Origin of the sequence: Pedobacter sp. Bi27 (genome assembly GCF_918698255.1) — a bacterium.
Lineage (GTDB): Bacteria > Bacteroidota > Bacteroidia > Sphingobacteriales > Sphingobacteriaceae > Pedobacter.
In genome coordinates this window covers 41,769-59,837 of sequence record NZ_CAKKMW010000004.1, presented here as the reverse complement: position 1 = coordinate 59,837, position 18,069 = coordinate 41,769, and the positions used below count along the sequence as shown (strand labels likewise).

Sequence of the window (18,069 nt, the reverse complement as noted above, 5' to 3'; positions counted from 1 at the left end):
ACGACTGCAAACTTACAATTTTAGCGATTCTTTATGTTCGTTTTTTCTTAGAAGTACTAAAAGAACTAATCCAACAATAAAAAATGATGCCAAAGCGATAATTGAGTAGCGAATATTTCCGGTTAAATCTTCAATGTAAGCAAAACTGAAAAGGCCAATTACAATCGCCAATTTCTCCGTTACATCGTAAAAGCTGAAGAATGAAGTGCTATCTTTTGTATCAACCGGTAAATATTTAGAATAGGTAGAGCGCGATAAAGATTGGATTCCGCCCATAATTAAGCCTACAATTGCGGCCAATGAGTAAAATTGATACTCGCCAGTGATGTAATAACCAAAAACACAACAGCCTATCCATACTACAACTACCATAATTAACACATTTATATTCCCTATTTTTTTAGCTAAATACGACATGAGCATGGCACCGGGGATGGCAACAAGTTGAATGATCAATATTACTGCAATCAATTTTGCCGTTCCTAATTTTAATGTTTTTTCAGCAAAACCAGCAGCAGCAAGCATAATGGTTTGTACACCCATAGAGTAGAAAAAGAAAGAAACTAAAAATCCTTTTAAAACCCTCATTTGTTTAACCTGCGCCCAAACTTTCGATAATTCGCTAAAGCCATCTTTAAGGATATTCGTTTTTACTTTATCGTGCTGAGGTGTTCCGTTCGGAAGTGCTGAAAAAGGAATCTGAGAGAAACCGATCCACCATATACCAACTAATAAAAATGATAACCTTGGTGGAAATGAGAGATCTGTAATACCAAACCATCCTGGCTTTAACACAAATAGGAAACAAATCAGTTGAAGTAAAACTGAGCCGATGTAACCATACGAAAAACCTTGTGCACTCACACGATCCTGATGTTCTTCGGTTGCAATTTCAGGCAAATAAGAGTTGCTGAATAATACCCCTCCAATATATCCCATTGCAGCTATTGCAAACAAAATGATGCTCATTTCGAGCGTATCCAGTTTAAAGAAATATAAACCGATACAGGCGGCTCCACCCACATAGGTAAAGAATTTCATAAATGACTTTTTATTCCCTCTTCTATCGGCAATGGATGAAAGTATTGGCAAAGCAAAAGCCATAATCAAATAAGCAAACGACAAGGCATAATTGGAAAGCGAGGTATTTACAAAGGTCCGGCCAAAGAACTCCACTTTATCACCATGTTCTTTAGTGGTGGTAATAATGGTATAATAAGCCGGAAAAATAGTAGAAGTGATGACTAAGTTATAGGCAGAGTTTGCCCAATCGAAGAATGCCCACGAACGGATGGTTTTCTTATTGTTTTTTGTTATCATTTGTTTTTTCGCTTCGCGGAAGATTATACTGATTGTTTGATTATACAGATTAAATAGTTCATTACAAAACTAATATTTTATTGGTAACTTGATTGGCATTTTTCTCACATCTCACATCTCACATCTCACATCTCACATCTCACATCTCACATCTCACATCTCACATCTCACATCTAAAGATAATACTTCTTCCCATCAGTTTTTATCTTACCTGCATCTAATAATTCTCTAATGGTATCGATCCTTTCAGCTTCGGCACCATTTTTAATACTTGTAACCAGATCGTCAAGACTTAAAGGTTGTTGTTGCAGTAAAGAAACAATCTCAAATTCAATTTCCTCTCCCATCTGGCTCTGATTTTCGGCTCTTTTCTCAGCCAGGCAAACATCGCATACCCCACATTTTGCAGCATGATCTTCGTCGAAATAATGAAGCAGCTGAATACTCCTGCACAAATTTGATGAAGCGTAAGCTACCACTGCGTTAATCTGTTTATGTAGGATTTCCTTTCTCAGTTCGAGGTATTTCACGTCGAGATCGAAATGGTCCATATCTACTCTCGGCCTAATGTATTGCAATTGCGGCTGATCGGTTTGCTGCGTATAAGTAAGTAACTCGATGGCCTGCAATTTATTAAGCAATGCGATAATTTCTTTATACGACAATCCTGTTTTCTTGGCTAAATCGGCTTCATTAATCTTAACAAAACCGTCGAAAGCACCACCGTGCGAACGCAGAATGGTTTTTATAATGCCATCGTAAGCTTTATTTTCAATCTGAAAACGGTAAATGTCTTCATGACTGGCAATAAACATCATTCTTGATGGTAGAAAAACACTTTCAGATAAGGTGATGTAGCCATCGTGTTCTAAAAACTTCAAAGCAGAAATTGTTTTTAAAACACTAATATTAAATCTTTTACAGAAATCAGCTACATCAAAAGTAAAAGTTAAACCTTCGCCTGCACCAAATGCCAATTGAAAATAATTACCGAGGTAGTGATAGGTTTTTCTGATCTCATCTGGAGTAGGAAAACTATCTAAATACCTGGATTCTAAGCCCACAACATCGGATTGATTAGCTAACAGAACAGCGTAGCTTCGTTTTTCGTCGCGCCCTGCCCTACCAGCTTCCTGGTAATAGGCTTCTAAACTTTCTGGTAAATCTAAATGCACCACAAAACGAACATCTGCCTTATCAATTCCCATCCCGAAAGCATTTGTAGCCACCATAATCCGGGTTTTGTTATTTTTCCATTCTTCTTGTTTTAAAAAACGTACATCACGCTCTAATCCGGCATGGTAAAAATCGGCCTTAATCTGATTCCTATTGATAAAATTAGCAACCTCGGCGGTTTCCCTGCGGTTACGTACATAAACCAAACCTGTACCTTTTACTTTTTGGCAAATATCAATTAGTTTTTTATACTTATCTTCTTGGCCGAAAACCACGTAGCTTAAGTTATCTCTGGCAAAACTTTTAACAAAAACCTGTGGGTCTTTCATTTCAAGCTTCTCTACAATATCTTTCCGCACAAACTCAGTAGCAGTCGCGGTAAGTGCCAAAACAGGCACATTAGGAAGGATTTCGCGGAGTTTGGCGATCTTTTGGTATGGCGGACGAAAATCATAACCCCACTGCGAAATGCAATGTGCTTCATCTACAGCAATTAAATTTACATTCATGTACGAAATGCGAACCCGTACTAAATCAGACAATAAACGTTCAGGAGATAAATAAAGGAATTTGATTTTTCCGTAAATACAGTTATCCAGCAAGATATCGATTTCTCGTTTACCCATGCCAGCATAAATGGCAATGGCTTCAATCCCTTTAGATTTCAGGTTCTCTACCTGATCTTTCATCAAGGCAATTAAAGGCGAAACTACAATGCAAATCCCCTCTTTAACCAAAGCAGGAACCTGAAAACAGATCGATTTACCCCCACCTGTAGGCAATAATGCTAAACTATCCTTTCCTTCCAGAACCGAAGAAATAATATCTTCCTGTAAAGGCCTAAAAGCTTGATGTCCCCAATATTTTTGTAAAATCTCTATTGCTGTCATAAATCGGCGGTATCAAAACTATACATTTAATCTAAAATCACTACTTATTATTGATAGAAATTCAAAAAATCATCTTTAGAAAAGATTATTAACTTTGCTCATTAAGACAGATTACATGATAGAAACGCAGTTTGCAGATATTATTAGCTTAATTAAAAATGCCCGAACGGCTGCGTTAAAGACTGTAAATTCTACACTAATTAATCTGTATTGGAATATCGGCGAGTATATCCATAACAAGGTTAAAAAAGCCGAATGGGGACAATCGGTTGTAAAACAATTAGCCGAATTTTTATCAAAAAACGAACCTGGTTTGAAAGGTTTTTCGGATAAAAATCTTTGGCGGATGAAACAGTTTTACGAGAGCTACTGCGAATATCCAAAACTCTCACCACTGGTGAGAGAAATAAGCTGGTCGCACAATTTGGCTATCTTTTCTCGATGCAGTAATCCTGAAGCACGTGAATTTTATCTTAAATTATCAAAAAAAGAAAATTATTCTTTTAGAGAACTCGATCGTCAAATCTCGGCTGGCTTTTTTGAAAGATCGATTATTGGCAACGCAAAACTCTCAACGGTGTTGAGAGAATTACACGACGACCTAGAAAACAGTTTTAAAGATAGCTACGTATTTGAATTTCTTAATCTCTCAGAACCTCACACCGAAAGTGATTTACAAAAAAGTTTAGTTCAAGAAATGCGAAGTTTCATCCTTGAACTGGGAAAAGACTTTTTGTTTATCAGTGAAGAATACAAAATACAGGTCGGTAACAGCGATTTTTATATCGATTTGCTTTTTTATCACCGTGGCTTACAATGTTTAGTCGCATTTGAATTAAAAGTAGACAAATTCAAGCCCGAACATTTAGGCCAATTAAACTTCTATTTAGAAGCTTTAGATAGGGATGTTAAAAAATCAAACGAAAATCCAAGTATTGGCATTCTGCTTTGCAAAGATAAAGATAACGAAGTAGTAGAATATGCATTAAGCAGAAGCCTTTCTCCTACTTTGGTAGCTGAGTATAAAACCCAGTTACCTGACAAAAAATTACTCCAGAGAAAAATACATGAATTATTTAAATAACCATCCAAAATATAATGAAACACCTCTATTTTCTATCCGCTCTTTCCCTATTATTTTTCAGTTCGAACGCCCAAGAGAAAAAATGGGATATCGAAAAATACCAGGGCACCACAAAAAACTTCACTTTAAATACAGATGAAGGTACCTGGATGAACCTTGATGTAAGTGCTGATGGACAGGAAATTGCCTTTGATTTACTTGGCGACATTTACGTGATGCCAATTAGCGGAGGAGTTGCAAAACTAATTAGTGGTGGCATTGCCTGGGATGTTCAGCCGCGCTTTAGCCCTAACGGAAAATACATTTCTTACACCAGCGATAAAAGCGGTGGAGATAACATATGGATTATGAACCGTGATGGTTCTGGCAAAAAACAGGTTACCAAAGAGAGTTTCAGGTTATTGAATAATGCCACCTGGATGCCAAATAGCGAATACCTAGTGGCCAGAAAACACTTTACCGCAAGCCGATCGTTAGGCGCTGGCGAAATGTGGATGTATAGCATAAACGGTGGCGACGGTGTACAGTTAACCAAACGTAAAAACGATCAACAGGATGCAGGTGAACCTAACGTTTCGCCAGATGGCAAATATGTTTACTTTAGTGAAGATGTAAGTCCGGGCCCTAATTTTGAATATAGTAAAGATCCTAACGGGACTATTTATGCCATCCGTCAACTGGATTTAACGACAGGAAAATTAACCACTTTGATTAATGAACAAGGTGGTGCCTGTCGCCCGCAAGTTTCTCCGGATGGAAATTTAATAGCTTTTGTAAAACGCGTAAGGTTAAAATCTACTTTATATGTCCAGAATCTGAAGACTGGCGAAGAATGGCCGGTTAACGAAGATTTATCTCATGATCAGCAGGAAACCTGGGCTATTTTTGGCGTTTATCCAAATTTTGCCTGGACTCCAGATAGCAAAAGCATTGTTTTCTATGCAAAAGGAAAAATCAGAAAAACAGAAATTGGTACATTGATCAACAGTACTATTCCTTTTCAGGCGAATACGATTCAAACCGTACAAAAAGCATTACATTTTGAACAGCAGGTTTTCAGCAATGAATTTTCAGCCAAAATGTTAAGACAATTAACCACTTCGCCTGATGGAAAAATAATTGTCTTTAATGCTGCAGGATACTTATACAAACAAGAATTACCAGCAGGAACACCAGAAAGGTTAACCAATGGATTGGATTTCGAATTTGAACCTGCTTTTAGTCCCGATGGAAAATATGTTGTTTATACCACCTGGAGCGATGAATTACGTGGCGCAATAAAGCGTACAGATGTAAAGTCAGGAAAAACCATTATGCTAACTGATGAAAAAGGTTTTTATTATTCCCCTCAATACTCAACAAAAGGCGATAAAATCGTTTTTAGAAAAGGAAGTGGCAACGATGTTTTAGGCTATAACTATGGTCGCGGAACAGGTATTTTTATGATGCCAGCCAATGGTGGTGCTAAAACTTTGATTTTAGATAATGGAATCCGTCCACAGTTTAACAATACCGATACCCGCATTTATTTCCAGAGTTATGCTGATGGCAAAAAAGCATTAAAAAGTATCGATTTAAACGGAGCGAACGAAAGAACACACTTTACTTCTCAATATGCAAATCAGTTTGTTATCAGTCCGGATAATAAATGGGTGGCATTTAACGAATTGTTTAACGTTTACATCACACCAATGATCAATATTGGTACGGCACAGGATGCATCAGCAGGCAATAAAGCCATTCCGGTTACAAAAGTGACTACCGATGGCGGAACATATATTCAATGGAGCGCCGATAGTAAAAGTCTGCATTGGACGTTGGGTCCTAAATATTTTACCGTTGATGTAAATAATGCTTTCAACTTTGATGGAGCTACCCCCAAAACCGAAGCATCTTCTATAGACATCAATTTGGTTTTAAAATCTGATATCCCTACCGGAATAGTGGCGTTGAAAGGCGCAAGGATTATCTCGATGAAAGGTGACGAAGTTATTGAAAATGGTACCATTATTACCGATGGAAATAAAATTACTGCGATAGGAAAAACAGATGAAGTAAGCATTCCGGCCAACGCCAAAGTAATTGATGTTAATGGCAAAACCATTATGCCAGGCATTGTTGATGTTCACGCGCACTTGCGCACCAGTCCTGATGGAATAACACCACAGAGCGATTGGAGTTATATGGCCAATCTGGCTTTTGGTGTAACCACTTCGCACGATCCGTCAAGCAATACCGAAATGGTTTTTAGCCAGAGCGAAATGCTTAAAGCAGGCAGAATGGTTGGCCCGAGGGTTTATTCAACAGGATCTATTTTATATGGTGCTGATGGCGATTTTAAAGTGGTGATTAATAGCTTAGATGATGCCTTGGCTAATCTGCGCAGGCTAAAGGCAGTTGGCGCATTTTCAGTAAAGTCGTATAATCAACCGCGTAGAGAGCAGCGTCAACAGATTTTAGAAGCAGCACGACAGTTAAATATGGAGGTTGTACCTGAAGGTGGCTCTACTTTTTTCACCAACATGAATATGGTTGCCGATGGGCATACCGGAATAGAACATAGTATTCCTGTTATACCGGTTTATAAAGATGTTACCACGCTTTGGAACAATACCGATGTAGCTTATACACCTACTTTAATTGTGGCTTACGGGGGACAATGGGGCGAAAATTACTGGTACGACAGAACCAATGTTTGGGAGAACGAAAAATTAATGACCTATACGCCGCGTTCGATTATTGATGCGAGAGCCAGACGGAGAACAACTTCTGAGTACAGCGACTATAACCATATCGACATTGCCAAAGCTGCTAAACAAATTGCTGACGGTGGTACAAAGATTAATCTTGGTGCCCATGGACAAATCCAGGGTTTAGGTGCACATTGGGAACTTTGGATGTTTGTTCAGGGTGGCTTTACGCCAATGCAAGCCATCAGGGCCGCAACGTTAAACGGCGCAAGTTATTTAGGGATGAACAAAGAAATCGGTTCACTAGAAGTTGGGAAACTAGCTGATATGGTGATTATGGATGCCAATCCATTAGATGATATCCGCAATTCGGAAAAAATTAAATATGTGATGATTAACGGCAGACTTTATGATAGTGCGACCTTAAATGAAGTAGGAACCAGAGAAAAACTTAGAGGTAAATTATGGTTCGAGAATATCAGAGGAAATGGCTATATTATTCCAAACGGAGAATCAGAAACCTGGACTTTTACTGTTCCGCATTGTGATTAAACTATAAATTTTGAGCCATGTAAAGGGTGCGATTGAATGCTCTTTACATGGTAAATTAAATCAACATGAAACCGAATAAACGCTACACTACCGCCTCAGTTGTATTCTTAGCACTCAGTGCACTCGTTTTTTCATACGACGGATATTATATTTTGGGTATCCAGACTGTAAACTTATTCCTGGCGTTAATTGCAATGGCTTACATCACATCTTTTATAGCAGTAATGAAAGACCGGAAATCTATTATTTCTTGGTTATTACTGATCTTAAATTCGATTATATTAATCTGCATCATCTATTTCCTGACGCATTTTAAAATGAAGATGTAGTAAAATAATGTTTGCGCTCGTTTCTAACGAGTGCAGCGATAGAATGACGATTTAATCGTCTAAATATTTTACGTTCGTTGGAAACGAGCCTAAGCAAAATTTACAAAACCAACAAACCGTATTCCCTAAGCGTATTGATCGGTTTAGAATACCAGAACAGCTCAAAGTTTTCCATTTCTTGTTCAAAATCGGTTTTAACCTCCTGAAAAGTGAAGACTTTTTCATTGGAGATCGAGATTTTATTTAAAATACTGTTCAGCCAGACTCCTTCCTTTTTATTGGTTTGCACAGTAAAAGTCTCTTTTTTATCGTGAAAAGTTAATGATGCCATTTCCCAAGTATTACCCTTTTTCGATTTGGTAAAATACTCGGCAGAAGGCTTTCCTCCTATCCAAACTACTTTTGCGGTAGGTTTTGTATTAAAATAATCCTCATCATTTAAAGCCTTTTCAATAAAATCTGAAGGGATTTTCGTCCTAGGAATTTTAAAATCAAACCAATCCTGCAGTTCATAATCAAAACAAATGCCATGCATAAAATTGAAAAGTGATTTTTTCAACCCGAAACTGAATTTATTATGGTCGATGCCCGTTTTATCGGTATAATTGATATCGTTATTGGCAAAAGTCCCGATCACTTCAGTGTCTTTTACCACCCCAAATTTTTCCGGGTACATGCCTACCGGACTATGTGCCGTCATGGCAAATTGGTGCCAAAAGCCTGATTGTAATATCCCAACTTCAAACAACTGGCGTACCATCTCCAAACTGTCGATCGTTTCCTGTACTGTTTGTGTGGGGTAGCCATACATCAAATAAGCATGAACCATGATTCCAGCTTCGGTAAAATTACGGGTAACCTTAGCCACTTGTTCTACCGTTACGCCTTTATCGATCAGCTTTAACAAACGATCTGAGGCAACTTCCAGTCCACCCGAAACGGCAATACAACCCGAAGCCTTTAACAATAAACATAAATCTTGAGTAAAGCTTTTTTCAAAACGGATGTTTGTCCACCAAGTAACCGCTAATTTCCTTCTGATGATTTCTAAGGCAACCTCTCGCATTAAAGCCGGTGGTGCAGCCTCATCAACAAAGTGAAAGCCATTTTGCCCGGTCTTTTCATATAGATCCTCAATCCGATCCACAATCAATTTGGCGGCAACCGGTTCGTAAACTTTGATATAATCGAGCGAAATATCGCAGAACGTACATTTGCCCCAGTAACAACCGTGGGCCATGGTGAGTTTGTTCCATCGCCCATCACTCCACATGCGGTGCATGGGGTTTACGATTTCAATTACCGAAATATATTTATCCAATAATAACCCTGTATAATCTGGCGTACCTACATCAGCCTGCTTATAATCATTTCTGAAGGCATCGTTACGGTAAACCACCTTGCCCTTTTCTAGCAGGAAAGTCCTTTTATAAAAATGGGCTTCAGCTGGAATAGGATGTGTAATATTTTGATGTAAGAGTTCAATTGGTAATTCGCCGTCATCTAAGGTAATGTAATCGAAGAATTCAAAAACCCTTGCATCCGATAATGATCTTAATTCTGTATTCGGGAAACCACCGCCCATAGAAATTTTGATTTCTGGGTAATTGGCCTTGACCCATTGTGCACAACGGAAAGCACTATACAAATTGCCCGGAAAAGGAACAGAAATCAGGAACAATTTAGGCTGAACAGTTTCAATTTTCTCTTTTAAAACCGAAATCAGGATCTCATCTATGTAGGTTGGTTCTTTATGCAAAGCATCGTACAGTTCATCAAAGGAATTAGCACTTCTGCCTAAACGTTCTGCATAACGGCTAAAACCAAAATTTTCATCAACACACTCTACTATGTAATCCGATATGTCTTCAAGAAAAAGTGTAGCCAAATGTTTCGCTTTATCTTGCGTACCCATTGCCCCAAAAGCCCAATCCAACTCTTCTAAAGCTGCAAAACGCGAAGCTTGGGGCAGAAAATCATCACTACAGATCTGCAATGCCAAAGTTGGATTTTTGCCTTGTAAAAATGCAATTACCGCATCGATGGTTTTTAAATATTCATCTTTTAAAGCGAAAATACGTTTAGCATTATCGCTTCTTGGATTTTCACTATCAATGCAAAAACTTCGCTCAGTGTGATTGAACAGATCTTGCAATCCTTTTTTAGAGAACAATTCCAAAATCACCTCAATGCCTAGATCGGCCTGTGTAGCGCTGATATTTTTAGTGTTCAGAAAACCTTTTATATACGCCGTTGCTGGATATGGGGTATTCAGTTGGGTAAATGGCGGCGTAATGGCAAATATTTCGGTTTTCAAAGGGAATTGTTTTTTCTGCAAAAGTACGGGATTTTTTAATAGCGTCGTTACCCTGTCCCGATTTTACATCGGGGTCAGGGCCTATAAGCTGCTGATCTCGAAAATTCGGGACAGCATGACGAATATACCTGGATATGCAATTAATTTAAACTAAAACACCAATTTACACGTTTTACCCCTACATCAACACGTTTTCTACCTAAATGAAAGTTTTTTGTTTCTACATCCTGATGCTCAGTGTGCAAATCAGCTTTGCACAAAAAGCATTTGTATTTCCTAAAATTAAAACACAAGGATCTTCCATTGAGCAAATTACTCCACCCAACTGGACCGTTATCGATCATGTTTATGGCGACTTAAACAACGATGCCTCAGACGATCTGGCGGTAGTTTTTGAGTTTAACAGATCGATTGATGAAACCCGTGTTTATGGAGACAACAATACAGATATCATTAAAGAAACCCAGAAACCAAGAATATTGGCTATCTTTTTTAAAGATAAATCAACTGGGGCTTTTAGCTTATCAACCCAAAATAATGATTTCATTCTACGTTCCGAAGAAGGTGGTAAACTGGGTGATCCGTTACAACAGATTGCGATTAAAGATCAACAACTCTATCTCCGCTTCCAGGGTGGCTCGGAATGGCGCTGGGAACTGGGTTATACCTTTAAATTTGAGAATAAAGACTGGTTTTTAACCAGTGCGATAAATCTTTATTTTAACCAGAACAGTGGCGATATGACCGAAAGGGTTTACGATTTTAAAACCCGCGAATTATTTACTACTGTTGGTAATCTACACCGAAGGGATATTGCAAACCGAAAAACAAGTGAGGTTTTATATTTTTCGCAGCTCAGAACGTTCAAAACCTTTAAAAAGCCATGGGCATGGGAGATTATGCCAAATGTTTATTTGTAGATCCAAACCTATCAGGTTTTAGAAACCTGGTAGGTTTATTTAGCTTGCCCCCTAAGAACCGCTGTTTTAGGTTAAATAAACCTGATAGAACGAAAAGCCCGGAGCGAAGCATGAGTGAGGACTTGGAGGGATAGCAGGGCTGCACCTTCCGAAGTATTACAGCCGCTCATTTTCAGGATAATATTGACCACCTTAGTCACCTGAGCACATTTAAGTAGCAGGTAGTATAACCTTACAGGCTTATAATCTTAAATATGTTGCGCAATAACAAAACCGCTTGCCCATGCCCATTGAAAATTATAGCCGCCCAGCCAACCTGTAACATCTAAACATTCGCCACCAAAAAACAAGTTCGGGATCTTTTTACATTCCAGAGTTTTAGAAGATATTTCGTTGGTATCGATTCCACCACGCATTACTTCGGCTTTGTCATAGCCTTTATCACCCGCGGGTTTAACCTTAAAGTGATGAATGGTTTGTTCAATTAAATCGATTTCTGATTTTGTTAATGCCGCAACAGGTTTGCTTAAAGGTAAAAACTTACCTAATGCATCGGTAAACTTCCTGGTATAAATCCGGTTTAAAAGCGTCGACAATAAAGTTTTGCCATTCGTTTTTCTTTCTTCATCCAATAATGCTACGATATCCTGATGAGGCAACAGATTCAGGTTAACTGTTTCACCTCTTCTCCAAAAAGAAGAAATCTGCAAAATGGCAGGCCCGCTTAATCCCCAATGGGTAAAAAGGATATTTTCTTCGAACGAAATCTCATCATTGCTTACTTCGCAAAAAACAGAATTTCCCGAAAGCTGCGCAAACCATTCTTCATCCTTACCAGTAATGGTTAATGGAACCAAAGCAGGAGCCGTTTCAATAATTTTTAAGTCATGTTTTCTCGCAAAGCGTAAGGCAAAATCGGTAGCACCCATTTTTGGGATGGGTAAACCTCCGGTGGTAATCACTAGCTTGTCCGCAGTTAAAACTACCGTTTTACCATTTTTCTCATAACTTACTTTAAAGCCTTCTGGCAATATTTCAATATCCTTTACATCTGCGTTACACCTAATTTCTTGCCCGAAATCTTTGCAAATGGATGTAAAAACCTCAACAACATCTTTCGCATTTTTATCATCAGGAAATAATTGGCCTAAAGTTTTTTCTTTACCTGTTATACCATAAGTTTCAAAAAAGCCAATGGTATCGTCAACCGTCCACTGCGTGAAAGCAGATTTGATAAAATGTGGGTTTGCTGATATAAACTGCTCAGCTGATGCAAATTGATTCGTATAATTACAGCGACCACCACCTGAAATTAAAATTTTGGCACCGGGTTTTTCATTTTTTTCGAGCACAATCACTTTTTTACCCAGATAGCCTGCCTGCACCGCACACATCAATCCGCAGGCACCTGCACCAATAATTATTGCATCAGCATTCATCAATAAAATTTATTATGGTTACTTTTGCACAAAAGTAGCATTATTTTCAAGCGCATGGCAAAACAGATTAGCGAATTAAAATTAGGTATTTTAGGTGGCGGACAATTGGGCAGAATGCTCATTCAACAAGCAATCAATTACAATGTAACCACATTAGTTTTAGACCCAGATCCTGATGCCCCTTGTAAGCACATCTCTAATTACTTCGAAAATGGCTCAATTACCGATTTTGACACCGTTTACGCTTTTGGAAAGAAAGCCGATATCATTACCATTGAAATTGAAAAAGTAAATATCGACGCCCTTGAGCAGCTTGAAAAAGAAGGCAAAAAGGTTTTTCCACAATCGAGGGTGATCCGTTTAATTCAAGATAAAGGTGTACAAAAACAGTTTTTTAAAGAAAATGATATCCCAACCTCTCCTTTCCAGATTGTAAATACGAAGGAAGATATAGAGAATAGTGCTATCCCTTTTCCATATATTTTAAAACTGCGTAAAGATGGTTATGATGGCAAAGGTGTGATGAAAATCAATAGTGCAGCCGATCTGGCCAAAGCTTTCGATGCACCTTGTATTATTGAAAAACTGGTCGATTTTGAAAAAGAAGTTGCCGTAATTGTTGCCCGTAATGCCAATGGCGATATGAAAACTTTCCCGATGGTAGAAATGGAATTTAATCCAGAGGCCAATTTGGTTGAGTTTTTAATTTCTCCATCTACTTTTGCCGAAAGCTTACAACAAAAAGCAGAAAACATTGCTAAAAATATTGCCTCAGCAATGAACATCACCGGGATTTTAGCGGTAGAAATGTTTATTTGCAAAGATGGAGAGTTGCTGGTTAACGAGGTGGCCCCTCGTCCGCATAATAGCGGTCACCAAACTATTGAAGGCAATTATGTTTCTCAGTTCGAACAACATTTACGTTCTATTTATAATTTGCCACTTGGCGATACCACAAGTATTACCAATGCCATTATGATTAATCTACTTGGCGAAAAAGGCTTCGAAGGTGTAGCTAAATATGAAAATCTGGAAAAAATATTAGCGATTGACGGTGTTTTTGTTCACCTATATGGTAAGAAATACACAAAACCTTTCCGCAAGATGGGCCATGTAACCATTGTAGATATCGATAGAGAAAAAGCCATCGAAAAAGCACGCTTTGTACAAAAAACACTAAAAGTAGTGGCATAAACACCCTCGGTCCCTAAAAGGAAACTAAAAACCAGGTGGAAATACAAAAAGTTTAAAAGAAATTAAAAAAGAAATAAAATAGATATGAGTCAAGGAAATTCAAATTCGGCATTAGTTGGAATTATTATGGGTAGCAAATCAGATTTACCTGTTATGCAAGATGCCGCTGATGTATTAAAAGAATTTGGAATAAACTATGAAATTACCGTTGTATCTGCCCACAGAACACCGGAACGGATGTTTAATTATGCTAAAGAAGCGCAAGGCCGTGGTTTAAAAGTGATTATTGCCGGTGCTGGTGGTGCTGCCCACTTACCTGGAATGGTGGCTTCTATTACCACATTGCCAGTAATCGGTGTTCCGGTTAAATCATCAAACTCTATCGATGGCTGGGATAGTATTTTATCTATTTTACAAATGCCAAATGGTATCCCAGTGGCTACAGTAGCATTAAACGCGGCTAAAAATGCAGGTTTATTGGCCACTCAGATTTTAGCTACAGCTGATGATTCTTTAACAGTTAAAATGCAAGCTTACAAAGATGAACTGAGAAGAAAGGTTGAAGAAAGCGCTGATAGTCTTGAGTCTTAAGTAGCGGTGACTGACTGCAAGGTATCGTCATTTCGAGCGGAGTGCAACGCAGCCGAGAACCCGAAGGCTCAGCGAAGCTAAATCTATCTCTATAGATCTCTCCATTCCGCTGTGCTTCAGTCGAGATGACGACTACTTTATAAAAACTTCTCAAAAAAACTCCCTAATTTAAACTCGGGTCTACCGGAAAATTACTGATATGGGCATATTTTGGTCCTAAGTTTACGATCACATCCCGCCAAAGTTTTTCGTCATCGTTACTAAAAATGAGATCAGGATTAAAGGTATCACTCACCATCCAGGCATTCTGCTCTATTTCGCGATCGAGCTGTCCATGGCCCCAGCCAGAGTAGCCCATAAAAAATTTTATTTCCTCAGCGCTTATGGCATTGGTATTTAAAAGGATTTTAAGTGTTTCAAAATTTCCACCCCAATACAGTCCATTCCCAATAGGCTCACCACTCTGTAGTTTATCATAACTACGATGAATGAAATGTAAGGTATCTGCTGCAACTGGTCCGCCAAAATAAATGTAGTTTTTTGCATCCCACAAATCCTGGATCACATCGTTCAACATCAGATTCCCTACCTGGTTCAGGATATAACCCACGGTGCCATCATCACCATGCTCTGTTAATAGCACAACAGATCTTTTAAAATTAGGATCGGCCATAAATGGCTCTGAGATAAGCAAGCGGCCTGTTTTAGGTTTTATATTGTTCAGCATGATGATAATCATTTGTTACACCGTAAAAGATGTCTATTTTTGTTAAATGCAAGTTACAAATGAATTTCTACAAAACCTGCGCCAAGATTACAAAAGCGCTTCGCTGGATGAATCTGACGTTGATCAAGACCCAATTATTCAGTTTAAAAAATGGTTTCAACATGCTGTTGATGCCCAGATATACGAACCCAATGTAATGACTTTGGCTACAGCCGATAAAGCTGGCAGACCCGATGCCCGTATTGTTTTACTTAAAGGCGTTGATACAGATGGATTTAGATTCTTTACAAATTACCTAAGTGCCAAAGGAAAAGAGCTTAAACGTAATCCATATGCGGCTTTAGTATTTTTCTGGCCTGAATTGGAAAGACAAGTGAGGATCGAAGGAACGGTAGAAAAACTAGATAAGGAAACTTCCGAAGAATATTTCAATACCAGGCCAATTGGCAGTCAGATTGGAGCAGTAGCCTCTCCACAGAGCCAGGTTATTCCAAATAGGGCATTTTTAGAAGAAAAATTTGAAGAATTAAAGGCTAAAAGTACCGATAAAGGTATTGCAAAACCTGCGCACTGGGGCGGTTATATTGTAAAACCTACAAGGATAGAGTTTTGGCAAGGAAGAAGCAGCAGGCTGCATGACAGGATAAATTTCGAAAAGGTTAAGGGAATCTGGACTAAAACAAGATTGGCACCATAACCTAATATAATAAATAGAGATCGGGCTATCCGGCAAGATCTCTATTTAACTAATCGTTTACTATTAAATTCTCTTTTTTTAATCTCTTAAAGATGAAACAAATCGCAGTTATAGGATCCGGCACGATGGGAAATGGCATCGCTCATACCTTTGCACAATTCAATTATCAAGTCAACCTGATTGATATTAATCAAGCTGCATTGGATAGGGCCATACAAACCATTACCAAAAATTTAGACAGACAGCTTGCCAAAGGCACATTAACAGAAGATCAGAAAGCGGCAACTCTTAATAACATCACCACATATACCTCAACAAAGGATGGCGTTCAAAGCTCCGATTTAATTGTAGAAGCCGCTACCGAAAATGTGGACTTAAAACTGAAGATCTTTAAGGATTTAGATGAGTACGCACCTGCACATGCTATTCTGGCTTCTAATACGTCTTCTATTTCCATTACGCAGATTGCTGCCGTAACCGGTAGAGGTGATAAGGTGATCGGGATGCACTTTATGAACCCTGTTCCGGTAATGAAGTTAGTAGAAGTAATAAGAGGTTATGCCACAAGTGATGAAACAACCAGTACTATTATGTCGCTATCGCAAAGTTTGGAGAAAGTTCCTGTTGAGGTAAATGATTATCCGGGTTTTGTGGCTAACCGCATTTTAATGCCAATGATTAACGAGGCCATTTATACCCTATATGAAGGCGTAGCAGGTGTTTACGAAATCGATACGGTAATGAAACTTGGAATGGCGCACCCGATGGGGCCCTTGCAATTAGCAGATTTTATTGGTCTGGATGTTTGTTTGGCGATATTAAAAGTATTGAACGATGGATTTGGAAATCCTAAATATGCGCCTTGCCCTTTATTAGTAAATATGGTTGCTGCAGGTAAAAAAGGTATTAAAACTGGCGAAGGTTTTTATAAGTATACTGCCGGATCAAAAGATCTTGTCGTTTCTGATAAATTTAAAAAATCCTAATTTTTTTAGCATTTAATTTTATATTTGCTGTATGAATGAGAATCTGGATCCTGAAGCAAGCAACCTAAGCCCTACCGATCGCGATATTGAAAGGGTCTTAAGGCCACAGGCTTTTGAAGATTTTACTGGGCAGGAAAAAGTGATGGAAAATCTAAAGATTTTTGTTCAGGCGGCGAAACTCCGCGGTGAGGCTTTAGATCATGTTCTTTTGCATGGTCCTCCCGGATTAGGCAAAACCACACTTTCTCATATCATTGCCAATGAAATGGCTACTGGCATTAAGGTAACCTCTGGTCCAGTATTAGACAAACCTGGTGATTTAGCTGGTTTATTAACCGGCTTAGATGAAGGCGATATTCTTTTTATTGATGAGATCCATCGTTTATCTCCCCTTGTAGAAGAATACCTATACTCTGCCATGGAGGATTTTAAAATTGATATTATGCTCGAAACTGGCCCGAATGCCCGTTCTGTACAGATATCGCTTAATCCTTTTACTTTAGTAGGTGCTACCACCCGTTCCGGATTGCTGACTGCTCCGTTAAGGGCACGCTTTGGCATCAATGCCCGCCTGGCTTACTACGATGCTAAATTGCTAACCACAATTGTGCTACGCTCTTCTGATATATTAAAAACACCGATCAGTGATGAAGGTGCCTACGAAATTGCCCGCCGTAGTCGCGGCACACCCCGTATCGCCAATGCACTTTTACGGAGAACAAGAGATTTTGCGCAGATTAAAGGAAACGGAAATATCGATACTGAAATTGCCCGCTATGCCCTCAATGCATTAAATGTAGATGAACATGGCTTGGATGAAATGGACAACAGGATCCTGGTTACCATCATCGATAAATTTAAAGGCGGTCCGGTAGGTTTAAAAACCATTGCAACAGCTGTTGGAGAAGATGAAGGCACTATTGAGGAGGTTTATGAGCCATTTTTGATTCAAGAGGGTTATATTATGCGTACTTCACGGGGTAGAGAAGTTACCGAAGCGGCTTACAAGCACTTAAAGAAAAATTATCCCGGCCAAACCGGAAAGTTGTTTTAATATCGCCACACTCCATAGTCGGTCGTCATTTCGACTGGAGCAAAGCGGAACGGAGAAATCTGGTATCGTAGTATTAAAGATCTCTCCTCCAAAGGAGCTCCTT

At 38.8% G+C, this 18,069-nt stretch carries 14 protein-coding genes; 9 read left to right on the top strand and 5 right to left on the bottom strand.

Annotation, left to right across the window (positions count from 1 at the left end; translation table 11 throughout):
- Nucleotides 1–12: 12 nt before the first annotated feature.
- The gene (locus LQ227_RS14215) at nucleotides 13–1,320 is read right to left on the bottom strand and encodes an MFS transporter (RefSeq protein WP_230140547.1); all 1,308 of its coding nucleotides are present in this window, start codon (nucleotides 1,318–1,320) and stop codon (nucleotides 13–15) included.
- Nucleotides 1,321–1,493: 173 nt separating this feature from the next.
- Nucleotides 1,494–3,386: an ATP-dependent DNA helicase RecQ gene (locus LQ227_RS14210; RefSeq protein ID WP_230140545.1), complete on the bottom strand. Its 1,893-nt coding sequence runs from the start codon at nucleotides 3,384–3,386 to the stop codon at nucleotides 1,494–1,496.
- Nucleotides 3,387–3,501: 115 nt separating this feature from the next.
- Between LQ227_RS14210 and LQ227_RS14205 the strand changes: the two genes are divergently transcribed.
- The 3 genes from LQ227_RS14205 (at nucleotide 3,502) to LQ227_RS14195 (ending at nucleotide 8,041) form a co-directional block, all read left to right on the top strand.
- Nucleotides 3,502–4,470, top strand: a complete 969-nt coding sequence (locus tag LQ227_RS14205) for a YhcG family protein (RefSeq protein ID WP_230140543.1) — start codon at nucleotides 3,502–3,504, stop codon at nucleotides 4,468–4,470.
- Nucleotides 4,471–4,484: 14 nt separating this feature from the next.
- On the top strand, nucleotides 4,485–7,712 hold the full coding sequence (locus tag LQ227_RS14200; protein WP_230149731.1) for an amidohydrolase family protein: 3,228 nt from the start codon (nucleotides 4,485–4,487) through the stop codon (nucleotides 7,710–7,712).
- Between the two features lie 65 nt (nucleotides 7,713–7,777).
- Nucleotides 7,778–8,041 carry a hypothetical protein gene (locus LQ227_RS14195; RefSeq protein WP_230140534.1) on the top strand — a complete coding sequence of 88 codons (264 nt, stop codon included), beginning with the start codon at nucleotides 7,778–7,780 and terminating at the stop codon, nucleotides 8,039–8,041.
- 100 nt (nucleotides 8,042–8,141) lie between these two features.
- Here LQ227_RS14195 and LQ227_RS14190 read toward each other — a convergent pair whose 3' ends face one another.
- Complete coding sequence (locus LQ227_RS14190) at nucleotides 8,142–10,358, bottom strand: radical SAM protein (RefSeq protein ID WP_230149729.1); 2,217 nt, start codon at nucleotides 10,356–10,358, stop codon at nucleotides 8,142–8,144.
- A 203-nt stretch (nucleotides 10,359–10,561) separates the two neighbouring features.
- On the opposite strand from LQ227_RS14190, the gene LQ227_RS14185 reads away from it, so the two are divergent.
- The gene (locus tag LQ227_RS14185) at nucleotides 10,562–11,278 is read left to right on the top strand and encodes a hypothetical protein (protein WP_230140530.1); all 717 of its coding nucleotides are present in this window, start codon (nucleotides 10,562–10,564) and stop codon (nucleotides 11,276–11,278) included.
- Nucleotides 11,279–11,526: 248 nt separating this feature from the next.
- Here LQ227_RS14185 and LQ227_RS14180 read toward each other — a convergent pair whose 3' ends face one another.
- Nucleotides 11,527–12,717, bottom strand: a complete 1,191-nt coding sequence (locus tag LQ227_RS14180; RefSeq protein ID WP_230140528.1) for an NAD(P)/FAD-dependent oxidoreductase — start codon at nucleotides 12,715–12,717, stop codon at nucleotides 11,527–11,529.
- A 54-nt stretch (nucleotides 12,718–12,771) separates the two neighbouring features.
- Here LQ227_RS14180 and LQ227_RS14175 point away from each other — a divergent pair, with 54 nt between their 5' ends.
- Together LQ227_RS14175 and purE are read left to right on the top strand one after the other, a co-directional pair.
- Entirely contained in the window at nucleotides 12,772–13,911 is a 1,140-nt protein-coding gene (locus LQ227_RS14175) for a 5-(carboxyamino)imidazole ribonucleotide synthase (RefSeq protein WP_230149727.1), read from the top strand.
- An 84-nt stretch (nucleotides 13,912–13,995) separates the two neighbouring features.
- Complete coding sequence (purE, locus tag LQ227_RS14170) at nucleotides 13,996–14,502, top strand: 5-(carboxyamino)imidazole ribonucleotide mutase (protein WP_230149725.1); 507 nt, start codon at nucleotides 13,996–13,998, stop codon at nucleotides 14,500–14,502.
- A 163-nt stretch (nucleotides 14,503–14,665) separates the two neighbouring features.
- Here the strand turns inward: purE and LQ227_RS14165 are convergent, their stop codons facing one another.
- Nucleotides 14,666–15,229 (bottom strand): YqgE/AlgH family protein, encoded by a 564-nt coding sequence (locus LQ227_RS14165; protein ID WP_230140516.1) that lies wholly within the window; start codon nucleotides 15,227–15,229, stop codon nucleotides 14,666–14,668.
- A gap of 46 nt (nucleotides 15,230–15,275) precedes the next feature.
- Here LQ227_RS14165 and pdxH point away from each other — a divergent pair, with 46 nt between their 5' ends.
- From pdxH to ruvB, 3 genes are all read left to right on the top strand, one after another.
- Complete coding sequence (gene pdxH / locus LQ227_RS14160; protein WP_230140514.1) at nucleotides 15,276–15,926, top strand: pyridoxamine 5'-phosphate oxidase; 651 nt, start codon at nucleotides 15,276–15,278, stop codon at nucleotides 15,924–15,926.
- Between the two features lie 92 nt (nucleotides 15,927–16,018).
- Entirely contained in the window at nucleotides 16,019–16,912 is an 894-nt protein-coding gene (locus LQ227_RS14155; protein WP_230149723.1) for a 3-hydroxyacyl-CoA dehydrogenase family protein, read from the top strand.
- Between the two features lie 31 nt (nucleotides 16,913–16,943).
- Entirely contained in the window at nucleotides 16,944–17,966 is a 1,023-nt protein-coding gene (ruvB, locus tag LQ227_RS14150) for a Holliday junction branch migration DNA helicase RuvB (RefSeq protein ID WP_029277907.1), read from the top strand.
- Nucleotides 17,967–18,069: the final 103 nt, after the last annotated feature.

Coding starts and splice junctions, on each gene's coding strand:
- LQ227_RS14215 (WP_230140547.1), bottom strand. CDS start 1,320: ATGATAACAAAAAACAATAAGAAAACCATCCGTTCGTGGGCATTCTTC.
- LQ227_RS14210 (WP_230140545.1), bottom strand. CDS start 3,386: ATGACAGCAATAGAGATTTTACAAAAATATTGGGGACATCAAGCTTTT.
- LQ227_RS14205 (WP_230140543.1), top strand. CDS start 3,502: ATGATAGAAACGCAGTTTGCAGATATTATTAGCTTAATTAAAAATGCC.
- LQ227_RS14200 (WP_230149731.1), top strand. CDS start 4,485: ATGAAACACCTCTATTTTCTATCCGCTCTTTCCCTATTATTTTTCAGT.
- LQ227_RS14195 (WP_230140534.1), top strand. CDS start 7,778: ATGAAACCGAATAAACGCTACACTACCGCCTCAGTTGTATTCTTAGCA.
- LQ227_RS14185 (WP_230140530.1), top strand. CDS start 10,562: ATGAAAGTTTTTTGTTTCTACATCCTGATGCTCAGTGTGCAAATCAGC.
- LQ227_RS14180 (WP_230140528.1), bottom strand. CDS start 12,717: ATGAATGCTGATGCAATAATTATTGGTGCAGGTGCCTGCGGATTGATG.
- LQ227_RS14175 (WP_230149727.1), top strand. CDS start 12,772: ATGGCAAAACAGATTAGCGAATTAAAATTAGGTATTTTAGGTGGCGGA.
- purE (WP_230149725.1), top strand. CDS start 13,996: ATGAGTCAAGGAAATTCAAATTCGGCATTAGTTGGAATTATTATGGGT.
- LQ227_RS14165 (WP_230140516.1), bottom strand. CDS start 15,229: ATGCTGAACAATATAAAACCTAAAACAGGCCGCTTGCTTATCTCAGAG.
- pdxH (WP_230140514.1), top strand. CDS start 15,276: ATGCAAGTTACAAATGAATTTCTACAAAACCTGCGCCAAGATTACAAA.
- LQ227_RS14155 (WP_230149723.1), top strand. CDS start 16,019: ATGAAACAAATCGCAGTTATAGGATCCGGCACGATGGGAAATGGCATC.
- ruvB (WP_029277907.1), top strand. CDS start 16,944: ATGAATGAGAATCTGGATCCTGAAGCAAGCAACCTAAGCCCTACCGAT.